The organism is Limihaloglobus sulfuriphilus (assembly GCF_001999965.1).
In the GTDB taxonomy this organism is placed as follows: domain Bacteria; phylum Planctomycetota; class Phycisphaerae; order Sedimentisphaerales; family Sedimentisphaeraceae; genus Limihaloglobus; species Limihaloglobus sulfuriphilus.
In genome coordinates this window covers 3,330,186-3,346,025 of sequence record NZ_CP019646.1, presented here as the reverse complement: position 1 = coordinate 3,346,025, position 15,840 = coordinate 3,330,186, and the positions used below count along the sequence as shown (strand labels likewise).

10 protein-coding genes are annotated in these 15,840 nt (G+C 50.0%); 5 read left to right on the top strand and 5 right to left on the bottom strand.

Features of this window, described 5'->3' with window-relative positions:
• The first annotated feature begins 11 nt into the window (after positions 1-11).
• The 5 genes from SMSP2_RS12870 to eno all read left to right on the top strand — a co-directional run bounded on the left by SMSP2_RS12870 (position 12) and on the right by eno (position 8,587).
• Positions 12-1,772, top strand: coding sequence for a hypothetical protein (locus SMSP2_RS12870; protein ID WP_146684446.1), 1,761 nt, complete (start codon positions 12-14; stop codon positions 1,770-1,772).
• A gap of 276 nt (positions 1,773-2,048) precedes the next feature.
• A complete protein-coding gene (locus SMSP2_RS12865) occupies positions 2,049-4,688 on the top strand; it encodes a hypothetical protein (RefSeq protein ID WP_146684445.1) in 2,640 nt (879 codons plus the stop codon).
• A gap of 309 nt (positions 4,689-4,997) precedes the next feature.
• Positions 4,998-5,906: a prepilin-type N-terminal cleavage/methylation domain-containing protein gene (locus SMSP2_RS12860; RefSeq protein ID WP_186804721.1), complete on the top strand. Its 909-nt coding sequence runs from the start codon at positions 4,998-5,000 to the stop codon at positions 5,904-5,906.
• Between the two features lie 272 nt (positions 5,907-6,178).
• Positions 6,179-7,030: a PEP-CTERM sorting domain-containing protein gene (locus tag SMSP2_RS12855; protein WP_146684443.1), complete on the top strand. Its 852-nt coding sequence runs from the start codon at positions 6,179-6,181 to the stop codon at positions 7,028-7,030.
• A 252-nt stretch (positions 7,031-7,282) separates the two neighbouring features.
• Positions 7,283-8,587: a phosphopyruvate hydratase gene (eno, locus tag SMSP2_RS12850; protein WP_146684442.1), complete on the top strand. Its 1,305-nt coding sequence runs from the start codon at positions 7,283-7,285 to the stop codon at positions 8,585-8,587.
• A gap of 107 nt (positions 8,588-8,694) precedes the next feature.
• Here the strand turns inward: eno and tilS are convergent, their stop codons facing one another.
• The 5 genes from tilS to SMSP2_RS12825 form a co-directional block, all read right to left on the bottom strand.
• On the bottom strand, positions 8,695-10,116 hold the full coding sequence (tilS, locus tag SMSP2_RS12845; RefSeq protein WP_146684441.1) for a tRNA lysidine(34) synthetase TilS: 1,422 nt from the start codon (positions 10,114-10,116) through the stop codon (positions 8,695-8,697).
• Entirely contained in the window at positions 10,106-11,587 is a 1,482-nt protein-coding gene (locus SMSP2_RS12840) for a protein O-mannosyl-transferase family (protein ID WP_146684440.1), read from the bottom strand. The genes tilS and SMSP2_RS12840 overlap by 11 nt, the downstream gene beginning before the upstream one ends.
• A gap of 6 nt (positions 11,588-11,593) precedes the next feature.
• Complete coding sequence (locus tag SMSP2_RS12835) at positions 11,594-13,480, bottom strand: ADP-ribosylglycohydrolase family protein (RefSeq protein ID WP_146684439.1); 1,887 nt, start codon at positions 13,478-13,480, stop codon at positions 11,594-11,596.
• Positions 13,481-13,492: 12 nt separating this feature from the next.
• Positions 13,493-14,389: a decaprenyl-phosphate phosphoribosyltransferase gene (locus SMSP2_RS12830; RefSeq protein ID WP_186804720.1), complete on the bottom strand. Its 897-nt coding sequence runs from the start codon at positions 14,387-14,389 to the stop codon at positions 13,493-13,495.
• A 66-nt stretch (positions 14,390-14,455) separates the two neighbouring features.
• On the bottom strand, positions 14,456-15,808 hold the full coding sequence (locus SMSP2_RS12825) for a TolB family protein (RefSeq protein ID WP_146684437.1): 1,353 nt from the start codon (positions 15,806-15,808) through the stop codon (positions 14,456-14,458).
• Positions 15,809-15,840: the final 32 nt, after the last annotated feature.

The window sequence follows — 15,840 nt, the reverse complement described above, 5'->3', positions numbered from 1 at the left end:
GAGATCAAAAAATGAACAAAAACAGATTTCGCTTTCTAATCCTGCTAATGTTTTCGGCAGGCATCTTTGCGGCTGCAAGCCCCGGGTATTCAGCAGAATTGAAGGGGCTTGTGCCGGTGAACTGGCTCGGCGGCGAGGGAGACTGGTCTCTGGCAGCCAACTGGGATACCGGCTATGCACCGGGCACTGATAACATGGCGGTTATATATGACGGCGATTATCCAACTATATACTCACCGGCTGCTGTAGAGATAGGCCAGCTGCTTATGGGAAGCGGCGATTCTACTTTGGATCTTGAGTCCGGCGCTTCTCTGACGACGTCAACCAATTGTACTCTTGGTTACGTCAGCGGTACTTCAACATTTCGTATCAGCGGCGAGGTGAACTGCCTCTATTTGGAGTTGAGCACTACCTTTTGGGATAATCCCGAACCTCCGTATGAGCACAAAGTCGGCCATACAATAGCAGAATTGAACGGCCCTTCGGCCGCTGTCAACGCCTACACCTTGTCATTCAGCAAGTTTGAATGGGATTCCGGAAGCGGCTCATGGCAGCGGGTAGCCGGTACCGGGGTGCTGTTTATCAATGACGGCACAGTAAGCGCCAGCCAGATAGTCGGCTTTGTTCCCGGCTCTGTCGAGAGAATTGGCATCGATATTTCCTCGCAGGCCAACGGAACGCTTTCCCTGGCTTCAGGTCAACCGGTAAGCTGGTGGCAGTCACAGGGCTACATCTTTGCAGATGGCGGTTCCGGCGTGATACAGACTGATAATGTCGGCGACAGGATTATAGTTACAGCACGTGCCTATGACCCGGAAGTTGACGGCCAACATGCATATAACATGGCGTGGGACGCCGGCGGAGAAACTCAGTCTCTCCAGGAAAACTGGAACTATGAGTCAAACGAAGTGCCCTGGCCGGGGGATGTGTTCGTAACAACCGGAGCTGCTCCGTTAGGGCAGCATCCCATTATCGACGCTGATGCCCAGCTGGGTGCCGTAACCATCGGCTGGCAGCCGTCCGGCGTTGCCGCTGATGACTACCTCGAAATCGCTGAGGGCGTTACGCTCGATATAATAGGTACTCCAGACCCTGAGGATCCTGAATCGCAGGGCCAGGGGCAGGGCAATCTGAACCTCGGCGCCAACGGCAGCACGCCTGAAGCTCCCGGAAGAGGCACTCTGATTATGAACGGTGCCGCTCTTTATGCAAACGGTATTGGAGTCGGTGCCGGCAGCTACGACAACTACCTCTACGGCGACGGCCATATTCAAATGAACGCCGGAATTATAAACTGCCAGGTTCTTCAGCTCTCAATCCTCGATGACCCCGGATATCCGCCCTTGTCCCACGGCAGTATCGATATGAACGGCGGCACCATCGTTGTAAACGAAATCGGCGGACTTGTCGGGCTTGCCGACAGCAACGGCATTGTGATCTCCGGCGATTCAACTATAATGGTTGCCGGAGATATAGATGCCGAGATAGCCGCGGCTGTGACCTCGGGTAAGATTTCCGCTGAAGGCGGCGTTGTGGTTCATGATTACGACGTTACGAACCCCGGTATGACGACTGTATCTGTTCAGAGCTGCGGCGGCGATATTGACGGAGACTGCGATGTTGACGTTGACGACGTCAAAACTCTGGCAGTCAACTGGCTCACCGGCGTATCTGCCGGCGGCAGCTGCGACGGGCTGACAGGTGACCTGAACGGCGACTGCGATGTCAACTACAAAGATTTCGCTGAAATGGCGGCAAACTGGATAAATTAAACTTCCGGTGAAATAATTTAAAAAAAATAGAAGGGCCTGTTGCAGAACAGACCCTTCTATTTTTGTGTATAGACTCCAGATACTCACTGTAAATTGGATTTTTCAGGGAGATAATAATATTTCGCCTTTTTGCGCAAAATGACATCAAATAAACGCTAAATGACTTATTAAAACTCCCTTTTTTCTGTTATACTGCACAAAGGTTTTCGGGCCGGAATGGAAATTTTTTCGTCTCAGCGGGATGGCGATACATATAATTTAAAAGTCAGGACCAAAATGAAACAATCACTTATATTGCTTTTAGTTATCTGTGCTGTAAACTTGCAGGGCCTCTGCTCCCAGCAAGACAATTCTAATATCTGCGATGAGCCTCTCTGGTGGGACAGTCTGCTGCGTGTTTGTGAAAGCATAGATACCGACGAAGCGGTAGCTTATAATTCCAGTGTTGCCTTCAACGCTACCAAGAGTGATCCCGGCTGGGCCCTTTACGGACAGCAGATAACCGGCCGGCCATACGTCAAGGCCCAGGCAGACGCGGCAGGGCTCAAGAGCCTCTCATACTTTGAAACATTCGGCCAGAGCCCGACATTTGTAGTTGAGCTGGATCCTGTAAGCACAAGTCCGGATTATAATACCGTCAGCCATACCTACTGGAGCTGGGCCTCATACAGCGGCGGCGAGGTTGTATGGGTCGGCACTCATAACTGGTTTGATGATGAATGGTTTGCCCGGCCGTGGACGCGTACCCACCCTGTTTACGGCGGGCCTGCAATGACCTATCCCGACGGCACGGAGGCAACAGGCCATATCGGCGATCCAACCGACCCGCGAAACAGCAGGGTTTACGATGCCGGCAGCTCAAAAGACATTCTCGGCAGGGTTCCATTTGATTACGAATATAACCTCGCCGCCCAGGATTCCCAGAACGGTCAGCTTTATATTCCTTCTGACAAAGGGGATTATTGCGGGCATTTCAGGCAGAGCAAGGACACCGCCTGTCCAATGTGGATTGATTTTACCTACGCATCCACCCTTCACGCCACATCGACAGGAATCCACGGCATGTGGACGGATAATTACAGCCCCTGGGACAATTTCAACGCAAACCCTGTAAAACGTGCCTTCGGCGAGTGGTCTGTCGCGCGTTTCAGGCAGCACCTTTTAAATAACTTTACCGCGAATGAACTGGCTGCAATGGGCGTATCTGATGTTATGACGTTTGATGTGCGTGAAAAATTAAAGGATATCGCTGCCGGCTGGGGCTGGGATCCGGCCTCAGAGAATCTTGACCATGCGGCCTGGAAAGACAGCCGCTGGCAGGACGAGCCGCTCTGGCAGGCATACATGATATTCAAACGCCGCGTTGGTACAGAGGCACTTACAAATTACGATAACGCGGTTCACCAGGCGGCATCTGAAAACGGTATTGATGATTTTCTGGTTATGGGCAACGATATTCCCATGTTTAACCTCGGCTGGACACGCGGAAATCTCGATATGGTAAGCACAGAACTTTCCGCCGGCTGGAGTTTAGGTGCCGGTTCCCGCGGGATTACACTGCCGCCGTTTGGGAGATTCGCACCTGTTTACAAGTTGGCGATGCAGCATTCAAAAAGCCGCTTTGTAAATGTATGGTTCTATAACAGCCACTACGAGGATTACCTTAAACATGACCCTGTAAACGGATATCGCGCCAACCGTAATCTCTGCCAGATTATGTGGTATGAAATGCTCGCGACGCATACCATGCCTATGTTTCATCCCGGCAATGACCGGGAGACCGGCGATGCCGCGACGAATGCGATGTTTTTCAGCTTTGTTTCAGAGGTTGAGTCTATGTTCAACAAACGATATGCAGTTGAGGATGTCGGCATATACTACTCGTCATCTTCTATCTTGAACCAGATGCTGCCGGGCGGCATGAAAGACTTCAACAGCCAGCCACATCAGTTTGCAAACTGGGGCTGGGCGACGGCGCTGGGGCAGCTGCACTACCAATACAGATTTGTACCTGAGTGGAAACTCAATGCGGAAGCTCTTGCCGGTTTAAAGGTTCTGGTAATAGCCGAGTCAGAGGTTTTTGACGGCTCGGATGCCGCGGAGGTTCTCTTTCCCTGGGTGCAGGCAGGAGGCAGGCTCATTGTTACCGGCAGCAGCGGAAACCGTCTGCCGGAAAGCGGAAATTTCGCGGTTAATTCCGCAGGCTTTAGCCTCTCGCGTCTGACAGGTGTGAGCGACATAGCGACGGCGCCGGAAACAAATCAGTTAAATGTCGGCTTTGGAAAGGTTTACTACATCAAAGACAATATCGGCATGGACTATTTCAATGCCGATAATGCTTCACAGCGTGCGGCTGATATCGGCCGGTTTTCAGCGGCGATGGACGCGGTTCTTGGCGGCGCGGTGCCCGTTCTTGCTTCCAGCGACACCGATGTGGACGAAAATGTTGGATTGACTCTGTATCAGGATGTTTGCGGCGGCAGGCTCTTTGTGGATATTGTCAATTACGACATCGAGCTGGAAAGCGACGCGGTTAACTATACACCCGAATTAACGTTTGATATCGAGATGCCCTCATGGCTTGAGGGTAAAGAACTTACGATCGATATTGTTTCGCCGCATGAAGTTGCACCCGCAACGGTTAATACACAGGCCGTCCCCGGCAGGATTCAGATAACCGCACCTTCAATCAGGGTTTATGGCAGTGTCATAATCGGCTTTGAGCCAACGGCGGATATTGCCGGCAATGATATGCTGATAAATTTACAGGATTATGCCGTACTGGCTTCAAACTGGCTTGGGTCACCGTGTTATTCCGAGAATAACTGGTGCGGCGGGGCGGATATTGACATGAGCAATGATGTCGGAGCCGCCGATGTATTTGGGCTCGCTGCGCAATGGTTGAGAACTGATTGAGAATTAAGGCATTTTTTGCTTTAGCCGGTTAAGTCATTTTGCGTAACGAGATGGTCATTTTGCGTAATATGCAAAGTGCTCCATAAGACGTAATTTTAAACTGCTTTATTGTATAAGGATATACATATCAAGGTTTTGTGTTTGCCAGTGACAGCGTTTTTCGGGCGTTCCGGTTGGTGCCGTCATTGCCATGCTGGCGGTTCAAAGTATGACGCCGCTTGTAATTGCACGTAAAACAAGTTATAATTAAGAGAGTAAAACATGAATAAAATAAATGTTACAGCTTTTATTTCTAAGGATCTGGATGTCATGAAAACAAAAAAAGGTTTCACACTGATCGAGTTACTTGTAGTCATTTCGATTATCGCATTGCTTATGGCTATTTTGATGCCGGCATTAGGCAAGGTTCGCCGAATGGCACAGCAAACGGTTTGTTTGTCAAATCTCAGGAGCCAGGGTCTGGCATTCGCGGCATATGCGACAGATAACGATGATTCTTTCACCAGAGGTCACCAGGGGTGGGGACCCGACAAACACCCGGGCTCAGGCTGGGGCTACTGGCTTGCGGACCTCAAGCCCTATCGCGGAGACGATATCGACTCTCTCGTATGTCCATCGGTCCCCAGAATTAACCCGGGTTATGAGATTGGCCAGCAATTCGGCGTAGAAACTATGGGATGGACAGATACTTCTGCTGCATGGCCGTGGGCAATAAACGACCTTCCCAGCCAGAATGGTATGCTTTTGCAGGCTATTCCTGTAAGTTACACGATGAGCGTCTGGGCGTCCAATCCGGAAGAAGGCTCTGTTAAGTCAACAGGAACGGTCAACAGTCTTCGCCGTCCGGTAGAATTTTACTGGCGTAAGACTTCAAACGTATCTGATGCTTCTAATGTTCCCATGTTCGGCGACGGCAGATGGCTCGAAGGCGGCGTTCTTTCAGAAGATAGAGACTTTGGCATAGGCCGCGCAGTGCTCGATCCGCCGGAGACAGAAGAAAATGCCCGTTTGAACAAGGCTAAGGATAATCACTACAACTGGGGGATGGGGCAGTTTTGCGTGCCGCGCCATTCTGACGGGACAAACATGGTGTTTGCTGATTTCAGCGCCCGCAAACTCAAACTCACAGAATTGTGGGGGTTGAAATGGTATAACCATTTTGACAGGCGTAACAAATATGTTGAAGATTCTTCATTATTCCCCAGTTGGATAAAATAAAGGCAGTCAGCCATTTTAAGTACCATTCATAAAGGCCTCCACAAACTGTGAAGGCCTTTTTTGTTAGAATAAGAGGTCTAAGTTTGCGCAAAATGACTTGTTTAAAACGCAAAATGACTTTGAAATCTTATGATAAACATGCTATCATGATTATGAAAAGCTATACGTTCAAATGTGTTAGTGGAATTCATTTGAATCAAAAGTCGGGGCATGTTTTAGATGCATGTTTCAATTTGTATAGTTAATTACAGTTAACGCGTAAGGAGAAAAAAATGAAGAAATGCAGCGTTTTTGTTTTAGTGCTGGCCTTTGGTGTTGCCAGTCTTGCCTCTGCTGATTATGTTAACTTCCTCGGACAGCCTGATGGTTCCGGCGGCCGTTATGCCGGTGTTGGTGCTATTGATATGGCTGGTAACTGGGAAGGCGGGGCCGTCCCCTACGGCAGTGATACCGGCCTTATAACCCAGGCAAACAATGTCTGGACTCCCCCTGCCTTATACAATATTGCCGTGCGTTTAGAGGGCGGCCAGATCAAATCCCCGAGCGGGCTTGCGATGCGAGGCGGTCTTTCAGGTTCCGGCGTAACAACACTTATTGAAATCGACACTTCTGACTGGCAAACGGTTGTTAACCTGAACGTCAGCACTGAGCTGGTATTCTGGTCGCAGTATAAAGAAAATATGGAACTCAATATCCTTAACGGCAGTGTTGAAACACCGGATTTCAGAGCTCCATCAGCCCTTAAAGGTACAGTCAGCATGGGCAATGGTGTCTTTCATGCCGCCCAGGCCAGCGGCTCTGTAAATTATAAGATGCTCGCAGGCGGCACAGGTGAGATTATAATTGATGCGATACCCGCAACAGGGTTTGGCCTTACTCTGGACTTTGCTTCCAGCAATGCCGGCTCTTTGACCCTTGGCGAAAAGGGCGGCGGCACAACCGGTGGTGTCTGGGCGTGGTATATTGACAACGGTAAGGTGTCAATTGACGGCGTGGTCAATACGAATCGGGCAGCTTACAACATCACCGAAGACGGTTTTGCCACAACCATAAGCCTCGTTCCCGAACCGGCCACTATGATGATTCTGGGGCTTGGAAGTCTGCTGATTCGCAGAAAAAGCTGAGACAATTTTACGATAACCCATTAGGAATGATAAGGCTCATACTGATTGTATGGGCCTTTTTTTATGTGTGAAACTGCGAAACCGGTGCTCAGGGCAATAATTCAATAATATTACATGATTTCTTGACTTAACACAGTAAAAACATATGATTTTAGGTGTGTGTAAGCAAACCCCGCGGCATTATTACGCGGACATTGTAATCGTAAAAAATATAAATCTATAAAAAACACGTAGTTATCGAAAGGAAACGAAATGTACGTATCTATCGTTGACATTACCGCCCGCGAGATCATCGACTCCCGCGGAAACCCGACCGTCGAGGTTGACATTACCCTTGACGACGGTTCATTCGGCCGCGCCGCTGTACCCAGCGGAGCAAGTACCGGCGCTTTTGAGGCTGTTGAGCTTCGCGACGGCGACAAAGACCGCTTCATGGGCAAAGGAACCCTCCAGGCTGTCAAAAACGTAAACGAGGTCATCGCACCCGAAATTATCGGCATGAACGCCCTCGAGCAGGAAGAAATCGACAAGACAATGATTGAGCTTGACGGCACTGCAAACAAGGCACGTCTCGGCGCAAACGCCATCCTCGGCGTATCACTGGCAGTCGCCAAGGCCGCCGCGGACAGTTGCGGACTGCCCCTCTACCGCTATATCGGCGGCAGCAACGCAAACATCCTGCCCGTGCCCATGATGAACATCCTCAACGGCGGCCGCCACGCCGACAACAACGTTGACTTCCAGGAATTCATGGCGATGCCCGTAGGCGCAAAGAGCTTCCCCGAAGCACTCCAGATGGGCGCTGAAGTTTTCCACACACTCAAGAAGGTTCTCACCGAACGCGGCTACAATACCGCTGTCGGCGATGAAGGCGGATTTGCTCCGTCTCTAAAGAGCAACGACGAGGCAGTAGAGGTTATCGTGGAAGCCATCGAAAAGGCTGGCTACAAGCCCGGCGAGCAGATCGCTATCGCACTCGACCCGGCTACTACTGAAATGTGGGACGAGAAAACAAACACATACAGCTTCTTCAAAAGCAATCCAGACGAGACACTCTCCGGCGAGCAGATGGCTGACCACTGGAAGGGCTGGATTGAGAAATACCCGATCGTCTCTATCGAAGACGGCCTGGCAGAAGAAGACTGGGACGGCTGGAAAACATTCACCGACACCGCCGGCTCAAAATGCCAGCTTGTCGGCGATGACCTGTTCGTCACAAACACCGAACGCCTCGCACGCGGCATAGACATGGGCGCTGCAAACTCGATCCTGATCAAGGTCAACCAGATCGGCACGCTCACCGAGACAATCAACGCCGTGAAGATGGCACAGCTCAACGGCTACACCGCTGTTATGAGCCACCGCTCAGGCGAAACCGAAGACTCAACAATCGCCGACCTCGCTGTTGCCCTGGGCTGCGGCCAGATCAAGACCGGTGCTCCCTCACGAAGCGACCGCGTGGCTAAATACAACCAGCTGCTCAGGATAAACGAACAGCTCGGCGAAAACGCGGTTTACGGCAGCTTTACAATGCACTGCCTCAAGACAAACAAGTAAACCCCGTTTACACGCAAACAACACACAAGGCCGGGAATAAAACCCCGGCCTTTTTTCGTGGAACACACAGACCAGGATAACGCCAACCCGCAGGGGTCTTTATTTACTTACAGCCAGTGAAGCGATATTTTCAGTATCTGTTCTGTTTTTTCGGATACTGCCGCCGCTGAGCTTATCCGAAGCGGAGAGACCCAGATTATATTTTTCTGATCCTCGAATATCAAAACCTTGCGGCGTGTCTGTAAATCTGTCTTCTGGTCTGTGAGAAACCGGCTGACCTTTTTTGTGTATCTGCTGCCCAGCGGCCTGAATCTGTCACCGCTTTTGCGCCGGCGCAGACGCACAGGCCAGGTGATTTTCGCGGCGTCAAAATATTCCTCATACGGCGAATGGCTGCGTATTGTTTTCCAGTCAAAGGAATCCAGGAAAGTCATTTCGATTCTGCTGTATCCATATTTATTAACCCTGCCAACCTCAAGCTCGAGAGGTTCTGAGTCAAAAACAGGCTGCTCGGAGGTACTGAGCATAATATCGCCCTGCCCCTTGCGAACGTAAACCCCGCCCGGCAGCCGTATCTGCCTGCCCGATTGAGAACGTGCGGCAAGCCGGAGCATCTGGTCGAGATGCACACGGGTTATCTCGCCGGCGGTGTCTTCAAAATGCCGGCATATCATTCGCAGCAGAGCAACCTGATGGGGCTTTTTCAGCCGCAGAAGTTTTGCTGTATCAATAATCATCTGATCCGGCTGCTGCTCTTTTACTATCCGCTTTTGCAGTGCCGCCGCGTCTCTTTCCAGGGCATCATTGAACCTCTGAGCGGAAACAGAAAGGCTGTTTAACGTATCAGAGAGCAGGGGAAAGTCCTTTTCAAGCATAGGTATCAAAAGCAGACGGATCACGTTTCGGGTATATACCGCCTCGGCGTTTGTGTGGTCCTGCCGCCATTGCAGGTCGAGTTGGGCGGCGTATCCTTCCAGCTCCCTGCGTTTGATGCCCAGCAGCGGCCTGACAAACACCAGAGACTCTTTGTCAAATACGTTTCTGGCACTTATCCCGCCCAGTCCGGCGTACCCGCAGCCGCGAATGAGACGGTGCAGAACGGTTTCGACATTGTCGTTGAAGTGATGAGCCAGAACGGCGACATTTGTCCCGAACTGCTCACCTGCCTGACAGAAAGCCTTCTGACGCAGGTCTCGGCCGGCAGTCTCGAGAGATATCTTTTTCTGGCGGGCATAAGCGTCCACATCAAACGCGAAGGAAAAGCACGCCACGCCGTGAGATGCGCATAAATGCTCGACAAATGATTCATCTGCGTCAGAGGCCTCGCCCCGCAGTTTATGGTTTACATGCACCACCCCAAGCCGCAGTTTCAGCCGGCCGCAATTGCAGAGCCGGCGCATTATCTCAAACATGCAGACAGAATCCAGCCCGCCGGAAACGCCGAGAAGTACCGATTCGCAATCATCGGCAAAAAGTTTCCCGCTTTGAATAAAATCTAATACCGCTGTTTCTAACCTTTCAGGATTCATCTATTATTATCTCGTAGATTTGAGCTCCTCCCGGCAGCTCCACCGCTGCGAGCTCGTCCGGCTCAACCCAATCGGGAATATAGGCAGGGTGTTTGCTCACAACATAAAACCGGCAGCCCATACGCCGGTGCACCTCAATAATGTCGGGGGCGGCATACGGCTTATATACAAAGATATCGGGACGGGGATTTTCTGCCGCTATTACATACATCAGCGGGTCATAAACCGTAGAATCAACCAGCAGAACCGCTTCTTTGGGCAGGATATCAAAAAGCTCTGTAAACAACTGCCGCGGCCCCGTCTGGTTCTGCTGCCATGGAATCAGGTAATAACTGTATTCATCACGGTATGGAACTGTGCGGCGGGTGCCGATACTCATCTGGCGTGATCTGGCAATGTGCGATATTGCCGGATAGGTTAATATCTCCAGAACAAACAGTGTCATGATTGCCGCCGATAGAAGAACTGTGTCCCTCTTAAACAGCCGTGAAAGTCCAAGACCGGCGTATATAGCAACAAGCATATAAGCCGGCAGGAAAAAGTTATTCTGATTTGGAATATCATAACGAAAAGCAAAGAGAACATAGAGCCCCAGCGAGACCAACAGCGACCAGAAAATCACGTTGTCTTTCAAAATACCTTTAGCACGCACAACGCCAAGCACTGCCAGGAGCACCAGCGGCGTTGGAAAATTCAGCACAAAAAACATAAAGCTCTGTTTAGCCAGATGAAACACACGTCCGAAATTGAACACCGCCCCGCCCCATTTACCCCACACTGCCGAGGCGATAGTTGCAAACAGCTCTCCGGTACGCTCAAACTCCAGCCACATTACATGCCAGAGCATAAAAGCACCGGCAAACCAAAGCAGAGCCAGCCAGAGAAGGTGTTTCCAGGGCAGAGGCCCTTTGCACATCATATAAAACAGAGAGCAGAAGATTACCGCAAAGCCTATCTGGCTCATGATATGCGTACTCATGCCAAGCCCTGAAACAAAACCAATCAGCAGCAGATAAACACATCTGGGGTATCTGCGGTACATAATAAACAAAAGATAAGACAGACTTAGGCACGCTGCTGACATACTGTATGTCTGAGCCTGAACAGCATTAAACCAGGTTGTATGCGCCAGACCGTAAAGACCCGCGGCAAGAATTCCGGCAAGGCTCCGGCCGGTTAGAAAATATACAATGACAAAAACATTTGCTACGCTTATGGCGGCAAAAAAGGCACTGGTAAAATTGGCCGCATAAGCATAACTCATAGGAGTTAAACGACCCACAGCATGGGCTATAACAACATAAAGAGGGTGAGCCCGTACGACATCTCCGGGGAACTCATATTCGTTCACAGCGCTTCTGTACTGATAATCTCCCTGATCCTGCCAGACAACGTCAGGAGCAAGTGTGTAAATATAAATGCCGAGAAAAACCACAAAAACGGCAAGCCAGTACTTCATATGTTTATTCATAATTTCCTATCGCGTTGACATCCAGTTTTCTGCAAAAACAATTAACTCAAAGCTGTCAATAAAACCGTCATCGTTGTAATCAACTGCGGCAGAACCGCCATAGCCCCAGTTCAGGGCAAGAACAGCAAAATCAAGATTATCGACTGATCCGCTTTTATCAAAATCACCGTAAAACGTATCGACAGAACCGCCCGCCTCCAATTCGAGTATTGTTGTATATTTCTGACTGCCTCCTGCGGTACCTATAATCCTTACTGAAGATGTAATTACAGAATCAAAGTCAAAGCGGATTATCTGGTACATCTTTGTCCGAATGAGCGGTTCAGACTGGATAAGGCCGGACACCTCGACATATTGCCCATCATCAAGAAACTCAACTGTTAAATCCTCAAAATAACCGCCGCGTGAAGAGTCAGATGCAACATAGGTATTTATGCCGCCCCATACAATATCTCCTTCATAAAAGGTGACTGAATTTATGATTACAGGCTGCGAAAAGTTCAGGCTGTACCAGTCGCGGTCAACCTCACTCCCATAGCTCCAGTAGGGCCTTACCCCGTTATGTACATTAGTTGCCACACCGTCAATTATGGAATTCAAATTGTACCGGTCATTATCCGGATTCTGGTTATTTTTCGCTGCGTCTGGCGAAACATCTATTCCTTCTGTCAAGGCTTCTGCGACAAGCCCTTTTGGCCCGTCAGACTGAGAAACGGGAAAATCACCCGAAAGTGAGTTCTGAAGCGGTATATCATAAATATAATCATCTTCGGCAACCGTAACTGTTCCGCCGTTAGCAACAATATTGATTTCAGCAATATCAGCCGCTCTGTTAGCTATGCTTTCAATTGTTTCCGATAGCGGAAGATTAACGCGGTATGTCTGTGAATAAACATTGCTGCAAACATCCGGCCCGAACAGGTCTTGGGGCAGGCCGCTTCTGCCGTTGATTATTCCTATAATTCCGCCGGCAGTTGCGGGGTTGCAATCGCAATCCCAGCCGGCCAGAATCCCTATCTGAACAGTCTCTTTATAATCTCCGCCGCCATACAGAAGAGACATAACAGTCGCCCCGAGATTTACTGTTGATTCAATCCAGTTATAATATCGTCCCATCGCATAAGGGCCGCTGCCGTAATAATCATACAGCTTTTGCCTCAGAGACCTCCAATCGGGTGTACCGTCAAGCATATCTTCATCGTACCAGGTCAAAACATCCTGAACAACCTGATAACTGCGGCTTGTATGAGGAATTATCTCAAGAGCCTCATCAATCAGAGTTCGTATGTCCGATTGGAAATAAGCATTGGAGTACATGCAGCTGTAAAACTGAGCCGCGTGAACCGGAAAACCTTCATTAGACATCAGTGCAAATTTGCGGGTTGTTTCTATTGCATGTTGAGCTAAACCCGGATTTATTGCACCGATGATTTCATTTGTTATCTGGCAGTCTATCGAGTACCAGTGCATATTGTAATTGCGGCTGCCGGTTTCCGGCGGAAGAAAACCATCCCCCATAAGATACCATGCCTGACGGTTTGAGATGTATATGCCGGAACTTGTGATATGGTCAAGCCATTGAGATGCCAGCTGACCGGCAGAAGGGTTAATACCGCATGTCTCAAGCGTATCAAGTGCGATGTACTCTATATCAGTATCATCGTCTGCCGGCCAGGATTCTTCCGGCCCCTTCAAAACCCAGGGAACACTTTCAGCGGGATTTGGATAAGAACCGCTGTACTTCCCTTCCGTGGCTCGGCCTGCCATGTTTGCAACTATCTGACCCAACCACATACCCTCAATTCTGTCAATAACATCAGAACGTGTGATGGTTTCAGCAGAAACTGCCGCAGCTGACAAAGCCAGAGTAACCATGATAATTTTGCGAAGCATTTTACTGCTCTCCTAAAAAACACCTTGTTTAAGCAGCAGGATTATCAAAATCGAAACACTCCAGGCTGCGCATGTGCCGGCAAACAGGATGTCTTTGTATATCAGCTCTACGGGGTCGTTGTATGTGCCGCGTATCGAAAGCATGGCAAAGCGCCCAACTGCTATAATAACCAGCGGAAAGGTATAGACCATGTAGTCGCCGCCAAACCGCTCAATAGTTTCCGGGCTGGTGCTGTAGAGCAGAAACGATATCAAAAACACCGATGCCGCCAGTGTTATCAAATGCGTCAGGACTGCCGGGTCATAGGAATTCAGCGCCTGCCGGTGCAGAAGCGCCTGGTCATTGCTGCCTATGACGGCGATTTCGTTGTACCGCTTGCAGAAACCCATAAACAGAAACAGCGTGAACATGCAGATAAAGAGCCAGTGGCTTATATAAACGTCTATCGCAATGGCTCCGGCAACCGCCCGAAGCACAAACCCCAGCGATATGCAGGTAACATCGAGCAGGGCGTGTTTTTTGAGAAAAAACGTATATGCCGCCTGCAAAAGAAGATACATCAGTATTATAACAAAAGTCGCCAAATCCAGGCTCAGCGAGAGCAATACTGTTATAACAGCCAGGACAACCAGCAGTGCAAGAGCCTCTTTAATGCTTACCGCTCCGGAAGCAATTGGCCGGTTCTTCTTTACAGGGTGATGGCAATCCCTGTCACGGTCTTCTATATCGTTGACAATGTAAACGATTGATGATGCCAGACAAAAAACAATCGCGCAGCTCAGAGCCTGCGCCCATGCCGCGGGGCTGGTAAAACTGAAGCTGAAAAACAAGGGCAGCAGAACTACAAAATTCTTTATCCAATGCCGCGGCCTTGTGAGCTTTAACAACTCATATCCGTTTTTTTTCAAAAAGTATCTCCATAAGCATATCTATAATATCCCATCCGGCAGATGCGGCCCTGAACCGCGGGCAGATCAGTACCCTTTCTGCTGCCATTGAACGGCAAGCTCCGAGAAGTCAGCTAAATCTACTACACAGTCGCCGTTAGCGTCGGCGGTCAGAGACGGGTCACAATCCGACACGTCAAACAAACCGCCTGCGTCAGCATTGTAATCGGAATCAGCGTCAATTACACGCAAAATCCTTTTTTCGCCGCCGCTGGAGGGTATATCCTGCCAAAACCACTGGCCTGTATCTTCCACAGACGAGGCTATACGGTGCCAGGTAAGCCCGAGGTCGTCTGAATATTCGATATCTATGGTATGCCCCGAAGGCAGACTGCTGTCCCAGGTAACCAGATGTTCAAATCCGGCAATCAGCGTTTCACCGCCGGCAGGTGATGTCAGCTCTAACTCGGAGGCATCGGGCAGCACTGCCGCTTTAATAAGGCCGTTTTCCTGCCAGCATATCAGCTCTTGGCTCAAAGCGGGCATCTCCTGGGACTGTGCCGTGGGGTTTAGCTGGTATGTCGTAAAACTTTTAATATCATATAGATAAATCTGATATGTTCCGTTTCGCGCGTCCTGCCACGCTATCCAGCGGCCGCAGATCGCGGGGTTGTTCTGCTCGCCCTCTGATATGCAAACCGGTATCTCCAACGCCGCGTCGATATCACGCAGATATATGTCCGAATTGCCGCCACGTGAATCTGCCCAGACAACATTTCGCCCGTCAACCGCCGGGTTTTCCTGGATTCCCTCTGCCTGGCAGATGATTATCTCGCCGCCGCCGGTATAATCATAGCCGCGGATGTCGCGGTTTTCAGCCCCGTCGCGGGCGTCTTCCCAGGCTATCAAACTTTCACTGATATCAGGGTCGTAGCAGTTGGGGTCGGTCTCAATCAATACCTTATTCGCTTCAAATACCTCATCGACGATACTCGCCTTCCATATTTCGGAGACATAAGCGTATTCCTGCCAGGAAATTATGCCGTTTGAGACTGCCGGAAACTTCTGAACATTGGAACTGGGTGCAACTGCGAAGGGATCAGCGGCTATAATGCCGGAAGTGTCGCAGCACCAGATGTCATGATCAGGGTCATTGTCACTGTGCCAGACGACAAACCTGCCGTCGAAGTCCGGGTACGCATCTCCGGGGAACTGGCCTATCATATCGGGCGCTTTAAGCGTGTCATCAGCATCCTTTATGAAAATTCTGGATGAATCGCCGAACTTCTCTACCCAGACCACTGTGCTGCCGCTTATTGACGGCTGAGACTGGGGCCCCTGTCCGGTAAAAACGTCAAAAACCGTAAACTCTGCATAAGAACACGCGCAAACCGTTAATACCAATGCGGTTAAAGCATTGAAACATCTTGCACTGACCATTTAAAAACCTCCTGTCTTTTTAAATTGCCCCA

Bases quoted from the DNA above. Each gene is read 5' to 3' on its own strand.
- SMSP2_RS12855 (WP_146684443.1), top strand. From the start codon at position 6,179: ATGAAGAAATGCAGCGTTTTTGTTTTAGTGCTGGCCTTTGGTGTTGCC.
- SMSP2_RS12860 (WP_186804721.1), top strand. From the start codon at position 4,998: ATGAAAACAAAAAAAGGTTTCACACTGATCGAGTTACTTGTAGTCATT.
- tilS (WP_146684441.1), bottom strand. From the start codon at position 10,116: ATGAATCCTGAAAGGTTAGAAACAGCGGTATTAGATTTTATTCAAAGC.
- SMSP2_RS12835 (WP_146684439.1), bottom strand. From the start codon at position 13,480: ATGCTTCGCAAAATTATCATGGTTACTCTGGCTTTGTCAGCTGCGGCA.
- SMSP2_RS12870 (WP_146684446.1), top strand. From the start codon at position 12: ATGAACAAAAACAGATTTCGCTTTCTAATCCTGCTAATGTTTTCGGCA.
- SMSP2_RS12840 (WP_146684440.1), bottom strand. From the start codon at position 11,587: ATGAATAAACATATGAAGTACTGGCTTGCCGTTTTTGTGGTTTTTCTC.
- SMSP2_RS12865 (WP_146684445.1), top strand. From the start codon at position 2,049: ATGAAACAATCACTTATATTGCTTTTAGTTATCTGTGCTGTAAACTTG.
- eno (WP_146684442.1), top strand. From the start codon at position 7,283: ATGTACGTATCTATCGTTGACATTACCGCCCGCGAGATCATCGACTCC.
- SMSP2_RS12825 (WP_146684437.1), bottom strand. From the start codon at position 15,808: ATGGTCAGTGCAAGATGTTTCAATGCTTTAACCGCATTGGTATTAACG.